16 protein-coding genes and 2 tRNA genes are annotated in these 17590 nt (G+C 60.2%); 6 read left to right on the top strand and 12 right to left on the bottom strand.

Annotation, left to right across the window (positions count from 1 at the left end):
- The first annotated feature begins 6 nt into the window (after positions 1-6).
- Entirely contained in the window at positions 7-474 is a 468-nt protein-coding gene (gene recX / locus SNL23_RS28435; RefSeq protein WP_318304376.1) for a recombination regulator RecX, read from the top strand.
- 106 nt (positions 475-580) lie between these two features.
- On the opposite strand, the gene SNL23_RS28430 is transcribed toward recX, so the two are convergent.
- Complete coding sequence (locus SNL23_RS28430; protein ID WP_076015385.1) at positions 581-1690, bottom strand: TIGR00730 family Rossman fold protein; 1110 nt, start codon at positions 1688-1690, stop codon at positions 581-583.
- Positions 1691-2065: 375 nt separating this feature from the next.
- Positions 2066-2506: a PA3611 family quorum-sensing-regulated virulence factor gene (locus SNL23_RS28425; RefSeq protein WP_318304374.1), complete on the bottom strand. Its 441-nt coding sequence runs from the start codon at positions 2504-2506 to the stop codon at positions 2066-2068.
- 209 nt (positions 2507-2715) lie between these two features.
- Here SNL23_RS28425 and SNL23_RS28420 point away from each other — a divergent pair, with 209 nt between their 5' ends.
- From SNL23_RS28420 to SNL23_RS28410, 3 genes are all read left to right on the top strand, one after another.
- Positions 2716-3426: a tRNA-uridine aminocarboxypropyltransferase gene (locus SNL23_RS28420; RefSeq protein WP_076015383.1), complete on the top strand. Its 711-nt coding sequence runs from the start codon at positions 2716-2718 to the stop codon at positions 3424-3426.
- Positions 3427-3680: 254 nt separating this feature from the next.
- Positions 3681-4331 (top strand): response regulator transcription factor ErdR, encoded by a 651-nt coding sequence (erdR, locus tag SNL23_RS28415; RefSeq protein ID WP_003208636.1) that lies wholly within the window; start codon positions 3681-3683, stop codon positions 4329-4331.
- Positions 4332-4406: 75 nt separating this feature from the next.
- Positions 4407-4769 (top strand): diacylglycerol kinase, encoded by a 363-nt coding sequence (locus SNL23_RS28410; RefSeq protein WP_003208635.1) that lies wholly within the window; start codon positions 4407-4409, stop codon positions 4767-4769.
- On the opposite strand, the gene SNL23_RS28405 is transcribed toward SNL23_RS28410, so the two are convergent.
- On the bottom strand, positions 4766-5692 hold the full coding sequence (locus tag SNL23_RS28405; RefSeq protein ID WP_003208633.1) for a LysR family transcriptional regulator: 927 nt from the start codon (positions 5690-5692) through the stop codon (positions 4766-4768). The genes SNL23_RS28410 and SNL23_RS28405 overlap by 4 nt on opposite strands.
- Positions 5693-5816: 124 nt before the next feature.
- Here SNL23_RS28405 and fpr point away from each other — a divergent pair, with 124 nt between their 5' ends.
- A complete protein-coding gene (gene fpr, locus SNL23_RS28400) occupies positions 5817-6596 on the top strand; it encodes a ferredoxin-NADP reductase (RefSeq protein WP_003189055.1) in 780 nt (259 codons plus the stop codon).
- Between the two features lie 182 nt (positions 6597-6778).
- Here fpr and tsaA read toward each other — a convergent pair whose 3' ends face one another.
- From tsaA to rimO, 5 genes are all read right to left on the bottom strand, one after another.
- A complete protein-coding gene (tsaA, locus tag SNL23_RS28395) occupies positions 6779-7474 on the bottom strand; it encodes a tRNA (N6-threonylcarbamoyladenosine(37)-N6)-methyltransferase TrmO (RefSeq protein WP_167663476.1) in 696 nt (231 codons plus the stop codon).
- Entirely contained in the window at positions 7471-7938 is a 468-nt protein-coding gene (locus SNL23_RS28390) for a DUF1456 family protein (RefSeq protein ID WP_076015381.1), read from the bottom strand. The genes tsaA and SNL23_RS28390 overlap by 4 nt, the downstream gene beginning before the upstream one ends.
- 77 nt (positions 7939-8015) lie before the next feature.
- Positions 8016-8726 carry an rRNA pseudouridine synthase gene (locus SNL23_RS28385; RefSeq protein WP_076015380.1) on the bottom strand — a complete coding sequence of 237 codons (711 nt, stop codon included), beginning with the start codon at positions 8724-8726 and terminating at the stop codon, positions 8016-8018.
- Between the two features lie 71 nt (positions 8727-8797).
- Positions 8798-9271, bottom strand: a complete 474-nt coding sequence (locus tag SNL23_RS28380; RefSeq protein WP_318304369.1) for a GNAT family N-acetyltransferase — start codon at positions 9269-9271, stop codon at positions 8798-8800.
- Positions 9272-9374: 103 nt separating this feature from the next.
- Positions 9375-10715: a 30S ribosomal protein S12 methylthiotransferase RimO gene (gene rimO / locus SNL23_RS28375; RefSeq protein ID WP_076015378.1), complete on the bottom strand. Its 1341-nt coding sequence runs from the start codon at positions 10713-10715 to the stop codon at positions 9375-9377.
- A gap of 301 nt (positions 10716-11016) precedes the next feature.
- Between rimO and SNL23_RS28370 the strand changes: the two genes are divergently transcribed.
- Positions 11017-12918: a potassium transporter Kup gene (locus SNL23_RS28370; protein WP_076015377.1), complete on the top strand. Its 1902-nt coding sequence runs from the start codon at positions 11017-11019 to the stop codon at positions 12916-12918.
- Between the two features lie 54 nt (positions 12919-12972).
- Here the strand turns inward: SNL23_RS28370 and SNL23_RS28365 are convergent, their stop codons facing one another.
- The 4 genes from SNL23_RS28365 to SNL23_RS28350 all read right to left on the bottom strand — a co-directional run bounded on the left by SNL23_RS28365 (position 12973) and on the right by SNL23_RS28350 (position 17542).
- Positions 12973-14259, bottom strand: coding sequence for a virulence factor family protein (locus SNL23_RS28365; protein ID WP_318304367.1), 1287 nt, complete (start codon positions 14257-14259; stop codon positions 12973-12975).
- Positions 14259-16901: a bifunctional lysylphosphatidylglycerol flippase/synthetase MprF gene (mprF, locus tag SNL23_RS28360; RefSeq protein ID WP_318304364.1), complete on the bottom strand. Its 2643-nt coding sequence runs from the start codon at positions 16899-16901 to the stop codon at positions 14259-14261. Before mprF ends, SNL23_RS28365 begins: the two co-directional genes overlap by 1 nt.
- Positions 16902-17181: 280 nt before the next feature.
- Positions 17182-17258, bottom strand: a tRNA-Met gene (locus SNL23_RS28355).
- A gap of 207 nt (positions 17259-17465) precedes the next feature.
- Positions 17466-17542 (bottom strand) — tRNA-Met (locus SNL23_RS28350).
- Between the last annotated feature and the right edge of the window lie 48 nt (positions 17543-17590).

Below are 17590 nucleotides of genomic sequence, written 5' to 3'. Positions count from 1 at the left end.
CAAACGATGAGCGTTGTACTGGATACACCCGTCGCCGTAAGGCGCACTGCAATGGACCTGCTCGCACGACGCGAGCATGGTCGAGTCGAGCTGACGCGTAAACTGCGTCAGCGCGGCGCAGATCCTGAGATGATCGACGCAGCCCTTGACCGCCTGACGGAAGAAGGGCTGTTGTCGGAATCCCGTTACCTCGAAAGCTTTGTTTCCTACCGAGCTCGATCCGGCTACGGCCCTTCGCGAATTCGTGAAGAGCTAAGCCAGCGTGGCCTGCAACGTGCTGACATCGAACTCGCGTTGCGTGAGTCCGGCATCAGTTGGCAGGCGCAATTGGAAGATACCTGGCGTCGCAAGTTTGCCGGTCATCTGCCTATTGATGCGCGGGAGCGGGCGAAGCAAGGTCGCTTTTTGAGCTATCGCGGATTCTCGATGGAGATGATCAGCCGCCTGTTGAGTGGTAAGGATCTGGATGACTAAGCCAACTGAGCGCTTGGTCCAGGCCATATAGAGGCCTGTTCATGCACAGTTAAAGCAAAAAGGCCCGCTATGAAAATAGCGGGCCTTTTTTCGTTTCAGGGGCAGGTCACGCCGTCTCTGTCACCCGCTGCTGCGTTTTCCCCTGAGCCTCGGCCCAGTTTTCCGGCAAGTTGATGTAATCCACCAATTCCCGCAACCGGCCCTGATCGCGCCCATTAAAGTTGAATACCAGCCGCGTCAAATGGCTGAAGCTTGGCTCGTCATGCTCCTCGCCGGTGTACGCAATTTGTTGGAAGTCGCCACTGAGGCGAAGACTGGCAAATGCCTCCTGCAGGTGGGCCAGTGCGTGGTCACTCAACGGATGATGCATGCGAATCACAAATTGGCGCTTCAGCCAGCGAGTGGAGTGGAAGTTCGCATAGAACTGATTGATCTCTTCCACTGCCTCTTCAGCGTTGTATACCAGGCGGACCAGCTTGAGGTCGGTGGGCAGGATATAGCGATTGGCTTCAAGCTGGCTGCGGATAAAGTCCAGGGCGCCTTGCCAGAAGCTGCCGCCCGGTGCATCCAGCAGTACCACTGGAACCAGCGGGCTTTTGCCGGTCTGGATCAGGGTGAGTACTTCCAGCGCTTCATCCAGGGTGCCGAAACCGCCCGGACACAGGATCAAGGCGTCGGCTTCCTTGACGAAGAACAGCTTGCGGGTAAAGAAGAAGTGGAAAGACAGCAGGTTCTCGGTGCCATCGATGGTCGGGTTGGCGTGCTGTTCAAAGGGCAGGGTGATGTTGAACCCCAGGCTGTGCTCCAGGCCAGCCCCTTCGTGGGCCGCCGCCATGATGCCGCCCCCGCCGCCAGTAATCACCATCAGGTCCGAGCGCGCCAGAACTGCGCCCACTTCCCGTGCCAATGCGTACAGCGGGCTTTCCACCGGTGTGCGCGCCGAGCCGAACACGGTGACTTTGCGTCGGCCCTTGAATTGTTCAAGCACACGGAAAGCGTGGTCGAGTTCGCGGATGGCCTGCAAGGTGATCTTGGCATTCCAGCGGCTGCGGTCGTCCTGGGCCATGCGCAACACGGTGAAAATCATGTCGCGATAAAGGGGGATATTCGGGCTGTTGGGCGCAATCAGGTGGAGTTGCGCTTCGACCTGCTGCGTGAGGTCGGTGCCGTTTTCTTCAAATTGACGGATCAGGAGTTCATTCGGTTCGTAAGGCATTCAACTTCTCCTTCTTCACAGAACCCTGGGTGCCGGCGAGAAATTCGTCGGGACCACGACACTGCATGTGTCGTTGCCTCTGATTAACGAGGTGGGCGAAACCGGTTCTGTATGTTCCTTATGTTTAAAAACCTTTGCACTGCACGCGCAGGAGGGCAACCCTCTTTTGCCCTGAAAATGTTACAGGACGGTGTGAAAACCCGATGTTCCAGGCTTTCAGGATTAATTGATCATGAGCCTATAAAGTCTTGGCTGGCAACCGCTTATTGATCACTTCTGAGGGAGTTTAGACGTTGCCGCGAACGGGCACTTACGGATAGTTCGGTGGGGCATATTGCGCGCCGCTGATCAGCGGCGCGCGACAGGGGGCATTGCTTATTTTTTCTTCTTCGCAGCAGCCGGTGCGGGGCAGTCTGCTTCCTGGAACTTGACCGACGCCACCGGGCGGTTGGTTTTATTCTCGGTAATGTCGTAGCGCATGATCGCACCCTTGGCCATCAGCTCGCGATAACCCTTGTTCAGGCACACGCTTTGGCCCAGTTGGAAGTACACCGCCTTGGGGTTAGCGCGCATTTGCTCGGCGCGGTCGGGCAGTACGCTGAGATGGTCAATCAGCTGCAAGCCTTCAACGGTGTAAGCCACTTCCAAGGTCTTTTCGTCGATTTCCCGTGGCAGGTCTTTGTTGGTTTCCTCTGCGACGCTTTGCAGCTTCCTGTTCATTTGGGCCTCCAGCAACGAGGCCGCTTGGGCACTCAAAGGCAAGGCCAACGCCAGGGCGACGGACGGAACAACAGTGCGCAGCATAAGACGCAGCATAAAACTCTCCTGATTCGGTTACTGGTGCATAGACCAGCCACTGCGCTGTGCGTTCAGTGGCGCGGGATTATAGGTGACCGCCTGCCATTACGGCCAGCCTATTGCCGGGAAGTGCAGGTAGGCGAGGGTGCCTCTGGTAAACTCCGGTAACTTTTACCTTCCTGAGTTCTATCCGTGTCGATTTCCACTTTCCTGCAGCGGCGCACCCGATGAGCCATGCCGTCTCCCGTTTGCGCACCCAGCGCCTGGCGCGCGCCCTCAAGCCGTTCGTGGCGCGAGGCTCGCGTGCCGAGCGCTGCCCCGGCTGCCGGGTAATTCCCGAGTATTGCCTGTGCGCGTGGCGGCCCAAGGTCCAGGCCAAATCCGGCATGTGCCTGCTGATGCATGACGTAGAGCCGATGAAACCCAGCAACACCGGCTGGCTGATTGCCGATGTGATCAACGACACGACGGCGTTCCCCTGGTCGCGGACTGAGGTAGAGCCCGAATTGCTGACCTTGCTGGCTGACCCGCAATGGCAGCCTTATATCGTCTTCCCCGGCGAATTCGTGGCCCCGGAGCGGGTGGTCAATCAGGTCAAGCTGGAAGAGGGCAAGCGCCCGCTGTTCATTCTGCTGGACGGTACCTGGAGCGAGGCGCGCAAGATGTTTCGCAAGAGCCCGTACCTGGAGCACTTGCCGGTGCTGAGCCTGGCGCCCGAGCAACTGTCGCGCTACAAGCTGCGCCGCTCCAAGCGTGATGACCACTTCTGTACCGCTGAAGTCGCCGCGCTGTGCCTGGAACTGGCTGAAGACCAGGCGGCCAGCGAAGTGCTGGATGCTTATCTGGATGTATTCAGCACCCACTACCTGGCCGCCAAATTTCAGCTGGCGCTGGACCCGGCCGATGTCGTCCATACTCGCCTTGCACCTTATCTATAGGTGTCATGGCCAGCCGACCTTTGCATGATGGCCGCGCAAATGCGCAGCCCGCTAGAATGGCCACGGGCGTAGCGCTTGACCACCCAGGCTACGCTGGGCATGCTTGGCGCCGATTGGGGCGCTGTCACCGATTGGATACGTCGTCTTTTGACGTTGAGCGCGCCCTTTGGTGACTGCTGGCCTGGCAGCCACCTTGCGTGTTGGCGAGCACTGAACCCATCAGTGCCCCCATAAAAAACAGGATCATTTAATAAATGGCCACATACGAAATCCTGATTGCCGATGACCACCCGCTGTTTCGCAGCGCGCTGCACCAGGCGGTCACGCTGGGCCTGGGGCCAGATGTACGCCTCGTCGAAGTGGCCAGCATTGCCGAGCTGGAAACCCGCCTCACTGAAAAATCCGACTGGGACCTGGTTCTGCTGGACCTGAACATGCCCGGTGCCTATGGTTTTTCCGGGTTGGTGCTGTTGCGCGGGCAATACCCGCAGATTCCGGTGGTGATGGTCTCGGCCCAGGAAGAGGCTTCGGTGGTGGTGCGCTCCAAGGAGTTCGGTGCCAGCGGTTTCATTCCCAAGTCCAGTTCCATGGAAGACATCCAGAAAGCCGTGCGCACGGTGTTGGATGGCGATGTCTCCTGGCCGCCGCAGGCCTTTGAAGAGATCAATGTCTCCGACGAAGCCAAGGCCGCCCGTGATGGCCTGGCCAGCCTGACGCCCCAGCAGTTCCGCGTGCTGACCATGGTCTGCGAAGGCCTGCTGAACAAGCAGATTGCCTACGAGTTGAGCGTGTCGGAAGCGACTATCAAAGCCCACGTTACGGCGATTTTCCGCAAGCTGGGCGTGCGTACCCGGACCCAGGCGGCGCTGCTCTTGCAACAACTTGAGTCAATTTCGCAGCATTAAGACGCTGTTCATTCACGTTTTTTTGACTTTGCGTGCTCTAGTTTCCCCACACCTTTTTGCTCAGTTGCCTACTCTATGTCGCCTTTCAAAGGTCAAACCGGTATCAAACGTATCTTCAACGCGGGGGGATATTCCCTGGATGGCCTGCGTGCGGCATTCACTGGCGAGGCGGCTTTTCGTCAGTTGGTGTTGCTCAATGTCATCCTGATCCCGCTGAGTTTCTTCCTGAATGTCAGCCGGGTAGAGCGGGCGCTGCTGATTGCGGTGTGCTTGCTGGCGTTGATCGTCGAGTTGCTCAACTCCGCAGTTGAAGCGGCGATCGACCGGATTTCCCTGGACCTGCACCCCTTGTCGAAAAACGCCAAGGACATGGGCAGCGCCGCGCAGTTCGTCGCGCTGACCATGATTACCCTGGTGTGGGCCGTGATCCTGATCTAGGCAATGGTCGGCAGTACAATCTCGTCGCTGCGCTGCACGCCGGCGGTAAAGGAACGGCACAGCTCGAGAAATTCGCGCATGGCCGAGGTCTGGTACTTCTGCTTGTGCCAGATGAAGTAGAACTGCCGGGCCAGGTCCAGGTCCGGGGTTTCCACCGGTACCAGGCTGCCGCGCCGGAAGGCGTCGCGCAGCGCCAGCCGGGAGATGCAGCCAATCCCCAATCCTGATTCCACCGCCCGTTTGATCGCCTCGGTGTGTTCCAGCTCCAGGCGGATATTCAGCGCGCTGCGGTGATGCCGCATGGCCTGGTCAAAGGTCAGGCGCGTACCGGAGCCTTGTTCCCGCAGGATCCACGCCTCATGGGTCAACTCTTCCATGGTTGCCTGGCCGCGCTTGGCCAGATGATGCTGGGGCGCACAGAACACCACCAACTCGTCTTCCACCCAGGTTTGCACCTCGATGTCCGGGTGGCTGCAGTCACCTTCGATTAGACCCAGATCAATTTCGTAGTGCGCCACCTGATGCACGATATGCGCAGTGTTCTGCACATGCAGCTTCACCTGGCTCTCGGGATGCTGCTGCATGAAGCTGCCGATCAGCAGCGTGGCCAGGTAATTGCCGATGGTCAGGGTCGCGCCGACCGCCAGGGAGCCGAAGCCCGACTTGCCGTTGAGCAGGTCCTCGATCTCCTTGGCCTGGTCCAGCAGCGCCACTGCCTGGGGCAATAGCTGATGCCCGAGGGCGTTGAGGCTCAGGCGTTTACCGGCGCGGTCGAATAATTGGCAGCTGGATTGACGCTCCAGCTCGGTAATCGAGGTGCTGGCGGCGGATTGAGATAAGGCCAGAAGGCCAGCAGCGCGCGAGACGCTTTCCTGCTGGGCGACGGCGACGAAGACTTGCAGTTGACGTAGAGTAAATCGCATATCGATATAACCGATAACCCTTATCTTAATAATCCAGTTAACAGATATTGTCGCCGCCATTAGAATGCTGTGCAATTGCGCATCCATCATTTGGCGCAGACCCATTTCCAGGAGTCCCCCGTACATGAGCAACATGAACCACGAGCGTGTCCTCAGTGTTCATCACTGGAACGACACTCTGTTCAGCTTCAAGTGCACCCGCGATCCGGGCCTGCGCTTCGAGAACGGTCAGTTCGTGATGATCGGCCTGCAACAGCCTAATGGCCGCCCGCTCATGCGCGCTTACTCCATTGCCAGCCCGAACTGGGAAGAGCATCTGGAGTTCTTCAGCATCAAGGTGCCCGATGGCCCGCTGACTTCCCAATTGCAGCACTTGAAGGAAGGCGACGAGATCATCATCAGCAAAAAACCGACGGGCACCCTGGTGCTTGACGATTTGAAGCCGGGCAAGCACCTGTACCTGCTCAGCACCGGTACTGGGCTGGCGCCATTCATGAGCGTGATCCAGGACCCGGAAACCTACGAGCGTTTCGAAAAAGTGATCCTGTGCCACGGCGTGCGTTACGTCAACGAAGTCGCCTACCGTGAATTCATCACCGAGCACCTGCCGCAGAACGAGTTCTTCGGCGAGGCCCTGCGTGACAAGTTGATCTACTACCCGACCGTGACCCGCGAGCCGTTCGAAAACGAAGGCCGCCTGACCGACCTGATGCGCAGCGGCAAGCTGTTCAGTGACATCGGCCTGCCGCCGATCAATCCTGAAGACGACCGCGCCATGCTGTGCGGCAGCCCGAGCATGCTGGATGAAACCAGCGAAGTGCTGAACAGCTTCGGTCTGAAGGTTTCCCCGCGTATGCGTGAGCCGGGTGACTACTTGATCGAGCGTGCGTTCGTCGAGAAGTGACCGTGGGTCACTTGTAGGAGCGAGCTTGCTCGCGAAAAACGTTAACGATAATGCGGGTATCCTGGATTAGCGCGGTGTACTTGCGTTCTTCGCGAGCAAGCTCGCTCCTACAGGTGACTGAGTCGCCAAAGAAAAGCCCGCGTTGCCTGTAAAGGCAGCGCGGGCTTTTTTGTTTTCGGGATTTACTTGGCCGCAATCACTTCCAGCACACAAATCATCCCGGCCTCGGGATAGTGCCACCGCACGTCCACATCCCAGAACTGCGCCCCGTATTCCCGCTCTGGCCCCGGCGTTTGGTACGCCGGCCGTGGATCCTGCGCCAGACACTGCTCGATCAACGCCACCAATGGCTCGTCAAGGCGCTGAGCGTGGCCTTGTGCCTGTTGCAGCGCAGTCTTCAGCCACTGCACGGGAATCAGCTGTGGCGCAGCGCTGGCGATGCTGTTGGTCGCGGTGTCAACGATGTCTGCGTACGGCACGTACGGCTTGATATCGAGAATCGGTGTGCCATCCAGCAGGTCGATGCCGGATATCCACAGGCGGCCGTCCTCCACCTTGTCCAGCTTGACCACCGATTGGCCAATGCCATTCGGCCGGTGGGTCGCGCGAGTAGCGAATACGCCCATGGACTTGTTGCCCCCCAGGCGCGGCGGGCGCACTTTCAGGCGGGGCTTGTCCTCCAGTGCCTGGTGGAACAGGAACAGCAGCCACACATGGCTGACCTGTTCCAAACCCTGCACCGCCTCACCCTGGTCGAACGGCGCCACCAGTTCCAGCACGCCTCGGGCGGCGGGCGCCAGTTGTGGCTGGCGCGGGATGGCGAACTTCTCCTTGAAACAGGAGCGGACAAAGCCGATGGGCGAGACGGTGTAGGTCACGGGCTTACGCGAACGCGCAGGGTCAGGCCCTTGAGGAAGTTGCGCAGCAACTGGTCACCGCAGGTGCGGTAGTTGGTGTGGCCGAACTTGCGGAACAGCGCGCTCAGCTCAGGCTTGGACACCGGAAACTCCGAAGCCTTGAGGATCGCGTGCATGTCGTCTTCCTTCAGTTCGAAGGCCACGCGCAGTTTCTTCAGGATGATGTTGTTGGTCACCGGCAGTTCGATTGGCTGCGGTGGACGGGTTTCGTCCTTGCCGCGCTTGAAGATCACCAGGCCATCGAGGAAATGCGCCATGACTTCGTCAGGGCAGAACACGAAGCCTTCTTCCTCGTCTTTCTTGAGGTAGGTCAGCAGGTCGTCCTTGGTGACTTCCATGCCGCCGAGCTTGATGATCTCGACCATCTTGTTGTCGCTGATGTCGAGCATGTAGCGCACGCTGCGTAGTACGTCGTTGTGAATCATGGTGGGCAATCCTGGTCATTCAACTGTGGACACCGCCCAGGCAGGCGGTATCGAGAGATTCGGCGGCGAAAAAAGTCTTAGAACTTTTCTTTGCCGGACAGATAACGCCATTGGCCTACCGGCACTTTGCCGATGGAGACTCCGCCAATGCGGATGCGTCGAATGGCGACGACTTTCAGGCCAACGGCTTCGCAGAACAAGGCAATCACACCCGGTTGCGGGTTTTTCAACGCAAAGCGCAGGCGGTTCTCGTTCTGCCAGCTGGCTTTCACCGCTGGCAATTCCTTACCTTTGTAGGTCAGGCCGTGGTTGAGGCGGTTCAGGCCGTGGGCGACCATGTCGCCGGACACTTCCACCACGTATTCCTGTTCGATCTTGTTCGCGTCAGCGGTCAGCTTGCGCAGGATCTTCCAGTCCTGGGTGAACACCAACAGGCCGCTGGCCTTGGCTTGCAGGTCGCTGCTGGCGGTCAGACGCAGGAAGTGGCCTTTGAGCGGGCGCTTGCTGAAGCGGTGTTCTTCCGACAGGGTCTCGGCGTTGATCGACGCCATGGCCGTCTCGGCATCCACACCGGCAGGCGTGTGGAACAGGATGGTCACCGGCTCCGGCGCAGTGGCCTTGGCCTCTGGGTCAAGCTCGACCGTCTGGGTGGTGACCTTGAACTGCGGCTCGTCGATCACTTCGCCGTCCACCGTGACCCAGCCGCCTTCGATGAACAGCTCAGCCTCCCGACGGGAGCAACCGACCAGTTCGATGAGGCGTTTGGAGAGGCGTAGGGGTTCAGTCATGACAAGGGCCGAAACAAAAGGGGGCGGCTATTGTACCTGTGTGGCGCCGGTTAATCCCGGCTCCATTTCATTTAGCCGCGACGTGCCTGTTGCTGGGCCTGGCGCAAACGCATGTGCAGCAACGGATAAGGCTGGCCCATGCCGTCGTGGTCCGTGCGTCCGATCACCTCAAAGCCTTGCTTGAAGTAAAAACCCAGGGCCTGCGGGTTCTGTTCGTTGACGTCGAGTTGGTCGGCGTTCATGGACTCGATGGCATAGCGCAGCAATTGCCGGCCCAGGCCCTGGCCACGGTGCTCGGGATCGATAAACAGCATCTCGACCTTGCCCGCCGCCACTCCGGCAAACCCGGTGATGCGTTGGCGCGAGTCCTTGGTGCAGATCAGCATTACCGCGTCGAGGTAGCGGGTCAGCACCAGGTTTTTCAGCAACTCGATGTAACTGTCCGGCAGGAAATTATGGGTGGCCCGCACCGACGCCTCCCAGATTCGGGTCAGTTCCTGATAGTCGCTGGATTTGGGTGTATGGATAACCGAATGCTGACGCATGCCCGCTGCCCCTTGCTGATGTTTGGCGCTGATGGGCCAAACGATAGACCTAAAAAAGCCCCGCATCTTGTCCAGAAGCAGGGCTTTTTCAATTCTTTACATCTTATGCGCGCTTTTCAGCCCACAGGTCGTACTCGTCGGCGTCGGTCACGGTGCACCAGACCTTGTCACCCGGCTTCAAGTCGCTGGCATCGTCGATGAACACGTTGCCGTCGATTTCCGGCGCATCGAAGAAGCAACGGCCAACCGCGCCTTGCTCGTCGACTTCGTCGATCAGTACTTCGATCTCACGGCCGATGCGCAGTTGCAGGCGCGCCGAGCTGATGGCCTGCTGGTGCGCCATGAAGCGCTCCCAGCGGTCTTGCTTGACGTCGTCCGGCACGATGGCAGCGTCCAGCAGGTTGGCCGGAGCACCTTCCACCGGCGAGTACTGGAAGCAGCCGACGCGGTCCAGCTGGGCCTCGGTCAGCCAGTCCAGCAGGTACTGGAAGTCTTCTTCGGTTTCGCCGGGGAAGCCGACGATAAAGGTGGAGCGGATGATCAGTTCCGGGCAGATCTCGCGCCAGTTCTTGATGCGCGCCAGGGTCTTGTCTTCGAAAGCCGGGCGTTTCATGGCCTTGAGGATCTTCGGGCTGGCATGCTGGAACGGGATGTCCAGGTACGGCAGGATCTTGCCGGCGGCCATCAGCGGGATCAGCTCGTCAACGTGCGGGTACGGGTAAACGTAGTGCAGGCGCACCCATACACCGAGGCTGCTCAGGGCTTCGCAGAGTTCGGTCATGCGGGTTTTCACCGGCGCGCCGTTCCAGAAACCGGTGCGGTATTTGACGTCGACGCCGTAGGCGCTGGTGTCCTGGGAGATCACCAGCAGCTCTTTCACGCCGGATTTGACCAGGCGCTGGGCCTCGTCCAGCACGTCGCCCACCGGACGGCTTACCAGCTTGCCGCGCATCGACGGGATGATGCAGAAGCTGCAGCTGTGGTTGCAGCCTTCGGAAATCTTCAGGTAGGCATAGTGGCGCGGGGTCAGCTTGATGCCTTGCGGCGGCACCAGGTCGATCAGCGGGTTGTGGTCCTGGCGCGGCGGCACTACCTGGTGCACGGCGTTGACCACTTGCTCGTACTGCTGCGGGCCGGTCACGGCCAGCACGCTCGGGTGCACGTTGCGGATGGCGCCTTCTTCCACGCCCATGCAGCCGGTGACGATCACCTTGCCGTTTTCCTTGATGGCTTCGCCGATCACTTCCAGGGACTCTGCCTTGGCCGAGTCGATGAAGCCGCAGGTGTTGACCACCACCACGTCCGCGTCCTGGTAGGTGGACACGACGTCATAACCTTCCATGCGCAGTTGGGTAAGGATGCGTTCGGAGTCGACCAGAGCCTTTGGGCAACCCAGGGATACAAAGCCGACCTTGGGGTTGGCTTTTGCGATGGTGGTGGACATGTCTAACCTCGGTATTGAATGACGCCGCCCGTCGTGCACGAAAGGTGGCGGATGGGCGTTTGGCACGCCTCTGATCAAAAAGTGCGCAATTCTATCGACGGGCAACGCACTTGACCAGCTTTATGCAGGGAAATACGACGAGTGCTGCGCTATGCTTCGCGCCGTTGCACCTGAGTGAATTTCCTCGGTCAATAAATCGTCTGTAACGAGAAGTAAAACAGCGCATGCTGTGGACAGCATAGGCGCCCGCAGCAGGCGCGCTGTTTATAAAAGACCGCAGGTCAAAGGGCAGGAGTGGTTGATGGGTCAGGCAAGTAGTCAGGCAGCAGGTGCCGAGCAGTCCAACGCAAAGCCGATCGGCATGCTGGTGGCGGCAGTGGGGGTGGTTTACGGCGATATCGGTACCAGCCCGCTCTACACCCTTAAAGAGGTGTTTACCGGCGGCTATGGGGTTCAGGTCAACCATGACGGTGTGCTGGGGATCCTGGCGCTGATCTTCTGGTCGCTGATCTGGGTGGTATCGATCAAATACATGCTGTTCGTGCTGCGTGCCGATAACCAGGGCGAAGGCGGCATCATGGCCTTGACCGCGTTGGCGCGACGGGCGGCAGGTGAGCGCAAGCGATTGCGCAGTTTCCTGGTGGTATGTGGCCTGTGCGGCGCGGCGCTGTTCTACGGCGACAGCATGATCACTCCGGCGATTTCCGTGTTATCGGCGGTGGAAGGTCTGGAGCTGGCGTTCGATGGCCTGGAAAAGTGGGTCGTGCCGATCGCCCTGGTGGTGCTGGTGGCCCTTTTCCTGATCCAGAAGCATGGCACCGATCGCATCGGCAAGTTGTTCGGGCCGGTGATGGTGACCTGGTTCCTGGTGCTGGGCGGCCTCGGCGCCTATGGCATCACCCAGCATCCGGAAGTACTCAACGCCATGAACCCGATGTGGGGCGTGCGTTTCTTTGAGGCTCACCCGGGTATTGGCGTGGCCATCCTTGGCGCGGTGGTACTGGCGTTGACCGGTGCCGAGGCGCTGTACGCCGACATGGGCCACTTCGGCCGTAAGCCCATCGCCCGTGCCTGGTTCATTCTGGTGTTGCCGGCACTGGTGCTCAATTATTTCGGCCAGGGTGCCCTGCTGCTCGGCGATCCTGAAGCCGCGCGCAACCCGTTCTACCTGCTGGCGCCGAGTTGGGCGCTGATCCCGCTGGTGGTGTTGTCCACCCTGGCCACGGTGATCGCGTCCCAGGCGGTGATCTCCGGCGCGTTCTCCCTGACCCGCCAGGCGATCCAGCTGGGTTACATCCCGCGCATGCATATCCAGCACACCTCCAGTGCCGAACAGGGCCAGATCTACATCGGCGCGGTGAACTGGTCGCTGATGGTCGGCGTGATCCTGCTGGTGCTGGGTTTCGAGTCCTCCAACGCACTGGCATCGGCTTACGGTGTGGCGGTGACCGGCACCATGCTGATGACCACCATTCTGGTGTCGGCAGTCATGCTGCTGCTGTGGAAATGGCCACCAATATTTGCAGTGCCGGTCCTGGTTTGCTGCCTGTTGGTGGACGGGCTGTACTTCGCGGCCAACGTGCCGAAGATCGTCCAGGGCGGCGCCTTCCCGGTACTCGCGGGGATTGTGCTGTTCGTGCTGATGACCACATGGAAGCGCGGCAAGCAGCTGCTGGTAGACCGCCTCGACGAAGGTGGTCTGCCGTTGCCGATCTTTATCAGCAGTATCCGCGTGCAGCCGCCTCACCGCGTGCAGGGCACTGCGGTATTCCTCACCGCGCGGCCCGACGCCGTGCCCCATGCGCTGTTGCACAACCTGCTGCATAACCAGGTATTGCACGAGCAAGTGGTGCTGTTGACGGTGGTCTACGAAGACATTCCGCGTGTGCCCGTCTCGCGCCGTTTTGAGGTGGATTCCTACGGCGAAGGCTTCTTCCGCGTGATCCTGCATTTCGGCTTTACCGATGAGCCGGACGTGCCCGAGGCGCTGAAGCTGTGCCATCTGGATGACTTGGACTTCAGCCCGATGCGCACCACCTACTTCCTCAGCCGCGAAACGGTGATCGCCTCCCGCATCAAGGGCATGGCGCGCTGGCGCGAAGGGTTGTTCGCCTTCATGCTCAAGAACGCCAACGGCAACCTGCGCTTCTTCAAGCTGCCGGTTAACCGGGTGATCGAGCTCGGTACCCAGGTAGAAATGTAAGCCCAACAAAAAGCCCCCGGTGCCTTGCGGCAGCGGGGGCTTTTTTGTGGGCGCTTATTCGGCCGGGGTCTTGCCCTGGCGCTTCTCGATGATATCTACCAAACGCTTGGCCAGCGCCGGGTAGTTCTCGTCGAAGTGATGGCCGCCAGGCAGCTTCATAGCCTCACCGACTGCCGTCTTGTCGGTGCAGCCACTCTCGTCGACTTCTTCGGCACCGTAGATGCACACCACCTTGTCGGCTGGCAGCTTGGCCATTTCCGGGCCGGTAGCGGCTTCTTTGCCAGCGTTGCCCAGCCAGCCTTCCACTTCGATCTCGAAGCTGCCGGTGCGGGCGAAGGCCAGCAGGATGATTGCGTCTACACGCTGCTGCTCGCTTTCCGGCAGGCGGTTGTAGATGGCCGGCAACACGTCGGCGCCGAACGAGTAGCCGGTCAGCACGAAGCGCTTGGTGCCCCATTTCTGCCGGTAGTGCTGCATCAGCTCGGCGAGGTCCTTGGCGCTTTGTTCCGGAGACTTGTGCTGCCAGTAGTAGCGTAGGGTATCGATGCCGACCACCGGGTAGCCGATCTTGGCCATTTCACCGGCCACGTCGCGGTCCAGGTCACGCCAGCCGCCGTCACCGGAGAGGAACAGGGTGACGGTGTCCTTGGCCTGGCCAGCCGGCACTTCGACCACCGGAATCGCCAGGCCGCCGTTGTCCGAGCCCACCAGTTGCTTGCGCAGCTCGTTGTTCAGCACTTGCGGATAGTGAACGTCATAGTCGCTGATGCTGGTGGTGGCGCGCGGCGTGTCGCGTACGAAACTGGCGGCATCATCGTCAGGGTTATCGTTCCAGGCCACCAGCCAATTGCCGTGGGCCGAGGTTTTCGGCAGCGGGTCGTTGCATCCAGGTTGTGCCAGCGCGAAGCCGACGGAAATGGCATTCGCCTTGTCGTCGTTCTGCGCGGCCAGCCAGCGCCAGGCCAGGGCTGCGCCAGGGCCGATGCCGCTGACCAGGGTTGCCGGGCCGGCAAGCTGGCCCAGGGCGGTTTGCAGGGCTTGTTCCTGCAACTTGCAGTCGTCCTTGGGCAGGATCACCTGGACGATCTGCGCTGCGCCGCCCTGGCTGAGGGCGATCAGTTGGCTGTCGGTCAGGGTTTCATCGGCCAGCACGGCCACGGCTACACGTGCCTTGGGCGCGGTGCCCGGGGTTACGCGGGTCAGGACCGTGCCGTCCGCCTGTGGCAGTTGTTCCAGAGTCGGTTGCGGTGCAGGGCGGTTCCAGTACCAGTAGCCGCCACCAACGATCAGTGCCAGTACCACCAAAAATGCCAATACATACCGCCAGGAGCGTCGAATCATCAGCGTTTCACCAATCCAGTCAAGCCGCCCGCAATCAGGGCGGCGGTGTCGGCCAGTGCCACCAGCGGATCAAGTCCTGCGGGCACGGCCATATAACGGGGTTCCCAGTCAGGCTGGAACTTGTCTTTGAAGCGGCGCAAGCCTTGGAAGTTATACAGTTGCTCGCCACGGCGGAACACCATCGAGCCCAGGCGTTGGGTCAGCGGGGCGCCACGTCGTGGTTGCAGGCCCGACAACGGCACCATGCCGAGGCTGAAGCGGGCGTAGCCATGGTTCTTATAATGTTGAATCAGGCCGACCATCATGAATTCCATGGTCAGCTTCGGCGCGTCCGGGTGCGCACGCATCAGGTCGAGACTGGCCAGGTCATGGCTGTAGGTCTCAAGCAGGTTCGCAAACGCTACCGGGCGCCCTTCGAAGCGAATGATCGCAATCCGAAAGTGCTTGAGGTAGTCGTCGCTGAATCGTCCGAGGGAAAAGCCTTTTTCCCGCACGTTCTTGCCGGTCAGCCACGCGTCGGAGATGACTTTCAGCTCCTCCATCGGTGCCTGGCCGGGTTCGTGGATCTCCAGGGACAGGCCATCTCGGGTCCCGCGGTTCCAGGTGTAGCGCAGGTCCTTCATCTCTTTGCCCTTGGCTTCCAGGTCAAAGCGTTTCAGGTCGACCCGGGCTTCTTCACCCAGCTTGATCGCGGTCAGGCCGATGTCCATGTAGTACGGCAGGTTCTCTGCCCGCACCTGGTAGAACACCGGGCGCGCATGGTGAATGTCGCACAGGTCACGGAACTGCCAGATCATCTCGGCCCGTTGCAGGGTCGGGCCGATCGGGTCATACAGGGCCACCAGGCTGCGGCCGCGACGCGCGTACATCAGGAACGCTTCGTCGTTGGGGTGAAACAGCAGGGCCTTGTCGCCGGTCAGCGCCAGGCCGCCGTCGGGTTGCGCCGAGTTCATCAGGATCTTGGTAGCGCGCTCCAGCTCTTCGGGTGTCGGCAGGTGGATGATCGGGCGCGCGGTACGCAGCAGCCAGGTCAGCGAGACCACCACCAGCACCACGGCAGCGCCCAGCAGCGAGCGCAAGCCACGCGGGGCGTTGGCGTCGAGGGTGAACTGCCACCACAGTTGATGGCTGTAGGGCACGTCCTGGTAGGCGAACAACAGCAGCCAGATCGACGCACCGAGCACGCACACGCTGGCAACAAGATACAGCGGCGAGAAGGGCAGTTCGGTCAGGCGGCTGGCGCGATAGAACGAACGCCGAAAGATCGCCAGCAGCACCGCCGTCATGGTCATCAGGCTGGCTTCTTCCCAGTCGAAACCCTTGAGCAAGGAGAGCAGGGCGCCCGTCAGCAGCAGCACCATGGTCAGCATCCACGCGGCCGACAACCGGCGACGCAGGCCCTGGGCCAAGAGCAGGCAAAGCACGCCGATCAGGCTGGCACCAAAGTGCGAAGCGTCAATCAGGCGATGAGGAATCAGGAAGCCGATGTTTTCCAGGCGTGAGTCGATTTCCGGGGTTGCGCCGGAAAACAGCAGGACCACGCCTGACAAAAAAACCAGTACGGCCAGGATCGGTGCAGCGAGGCCCGAGGCCGCCCGCAGGCTTTGCTGTGTATGGAACAGGCGCTGGGCTTCATTGACCAGCAGGAATACACAGGCGATCAACAGTGGCAGCACCACATAGATCATCCGGTACAGCAGCAATGCGGCGGCCAGTGGCGCGGCGCCGAGCTTGTCGGCAAAGGCGGCCAGCAGGATCGCTTCGAACACCCCGACGCCGCCCGGTACATGGCTGAGCACGCCGGCGGCCAGGGCCAGCAGGTACACGAGCAGGAACGGGCCAAAGGGTGGTGCTTCCGGCAGCAGCATATACAGCACGGTGGCGGCAGCGGCGACGTCGAGGGCGGTGATGATCAGTTGCAGAAAGGTCAGGCGACGGCCCGGCAGGCGCAAGGTGCGGCGCCCGGCCTTGACCAGCAGGTTGTCCGGGTAAGGTTGTTCCGGCAGCCGGCGACGATAGATGCCGATGCACAGTGCTGCCGTCAACAACAATACGGCGCCAGCGACACCACCCAGCAGGCTCGCGGGTAAATGCAGCGCGCTGGACGCGGCGGGCAGGTTGCTCAGGGTGGCCAGGGCAGCCAGTGGCGGCAGGGCGCAACCCAGGGCCAGGCTGGCAAACACGGTCATGCGGGCCACTTCGGAGGCACCGATGCCATACCGTGCATATAAACGGTAGCGTACCGAACCGCCCGAGAGCATCGACAGACCAATCGCATTGCCAATGGCGAAAGCGGTAAAGCCGCCGTAGGCCAAGGTCTTGGCAGGCAGCTTCACGCCGCCATAGCGGGCGCCGGAAAATTCATAGCCCAACAGAATGATAAAGCCGGCGACAGCGGCACCGAATGCGCCCAGCAGGGCGGGCTTCGGCACTTCCAGGATCGAATCGTGGAGCGCGTACAGGTCCAGCTCAAGCAGCAGGTGGCGACAGGCGATAAGGGCGATTGCGAACAGCAACAAAGTGACGGCCAGTCCGATGGGCTGGCGGTATTTGCTCAACAGATCCAGCCAGCGCAAACGGGTGGGAGTGATCGGTTGTGTCGCTGTGACAGTGTCTTGTGGTTCAGACGAGTTGGCGCGCATCAATCACCTCGTGGATTGTGCGCGACAGGATGGAGGTATCCAGCCAAGTTACCAATCCCTATGGACAAAATAATTACAAATATTAACGCGTATCGCGAAGTGCAGCGACAGCGCCCATTGGTCGTAGAAGGACAGTGCTTGAAGACTTAGCATAGCTTGCAATGAGATGGACTCTACAAACCGTGTACGGTTTCATGAAAGATGCCATGCCATTGTTTCAAAAGGACTTTTTCGTCAGATACAAAAAAGGCCACTCTTTCGAGCAGCCTTTTTTGATGTTTGGTTGCGGGAGCCGGATTTGAACCGACGACCTTCGGGTTATGAGCCCGACGAGCTACCAGACTGCTCCATCCCGCGTCTGTGTGGCGGCATTCTACAGAGCAACGGCAGGGTGTCAACCGTTAATCGAACGATGGGTCAAATAAGTGCAAATTAGCGTCGGATTGTCACGCGCGTGCGGTAAGTGCGCGATTGGGAAAGGATTTTTGTCAGACAATCGAAAAGAGGGGCTAAAACAGACAGGCACAAAAAAGGCCACTCTTTCGAGTAGCCTTTTTTGATGTTTGGTTGCGGGAGCCGGATTTGAACCGACGACCTTCGGGTTATGAGCCCGACGAGCTACCAGACTGCTCCATCCCGCGTCTGTGTGTCGGCATTCTACAGAGGAACGCGAGTGTGTCAACCGCTGA

This window comes from Pseudomonas sp. SED1 (assembly GCF_034044025.1).
Taxonomy (GTDB): Bacteria; Pseudomonadota; Gammaproteobacteria; order Pseudomonadales; family Pseudomonadaceae; genus Aquipseudomonas.
Note: the sequence above shows the minus strand (reverse complement) of the source record. Positions and strands in the feature narration are given on the sequence as shown.

Coding starts and splice junctions, on each gene's coding strand:
- mprF (WP_318304364.1), bottom strand. CDS start 16,901: ATGCGCGCCAACTCGTCTGAACCACAAGACACTGTCACAGCGACACAA.
- SNL23_RS28390 (WP_076015381.1), bottom strand. CDS start 7,938: ATGATTCACAACGACGTACTACGCAGCGTGCGCTACATGCTCGACATC.
- fpr (WP_003189055.1), top strand. CDS start 5,817: ATGAGCAACATGAACCACGAGCGTGTCCTCAGTGTTCATCACTGGAAC.
- SNL23_RS28380 (WP_318304369.1), bottom strand. CDS start 9,271: ATGCGTCAGCATTCGGTTATCCATACACCCAAATCCAGCGACTATCAG.
- SNL23_RS28430 (WP_076015385.1), bottom strand. CDS start 1,690: ATGCCTTACGAACCGAATGAACTCCTGATCCGTCAATTTGAAGAAAAC.
- SNL23_RS28365 (WP_318304367.1), bottom strand. CDS start 14,259: ATGATTCGACGCTCCTGGCGGTATGTATTGGCATTTTTGGTGGTACTG.
- SNL23_RS28410 (WP_003208635.1), top strand. CDS start 4,407: ATGTCGCCTTTCAAAGGTCAAACCGGTATCAAACGTATCTTCAACGCG.
- rimO (WP_076015378.1), bottom strand. CDS start 10,715: ATGTCCACCACCATCGCAAAAGCCAACCCCAAGGTCGGCTTTGTATCC.
- SNL23_RS28420 (WP_076015383.1), top strand. CDS start 2,716: ATGAGCCATGCCGTCTCCCGTTTGCGCACCCAGCGCCTGGCGCGCGCC.
- erdR (WP_003208636.1), top strand. CDS start 3,681: ATGGCCACATACGAAATCCTGATTGCCGATGACCACCCGCTGTTTCGC.
- SNL23_RS28405 (WP_003208633.1), bottom strand. CDS start 5,692: ATGCGATTTACTCTACGTCAACTGCAAGTCTTCGTCGCCGTCGCCCAG.
- recX (WP_318304376.1), top strand. CDS start 7: ATGAGCGTTGTACTGGATACACCCGTCGCCGTAAGGCGCACTGCAATG.
- SNL23_RS28370 (WP_076015377.1), top strand. CDS start 11,017: ATGGGTCAGGCAAGTAGTCAGGCAGCAGGTGCCGAGCAGTCCAACGCA.
- SNL23_RS28385 (WP_076015380.1), bottom strand. CDS start 8,726: ATGACTGAACCCCTACGCCTCTCCAAACGCCTCATCGAACTGGTCGGT.
- SNL23_RS28425 (WP_318304374.1), bottom strand. CDS start 2,506: ATGCTGCGTCTTATGCTGCGCACTGTTGTTCCGTCCGTCGCCCTGGCG.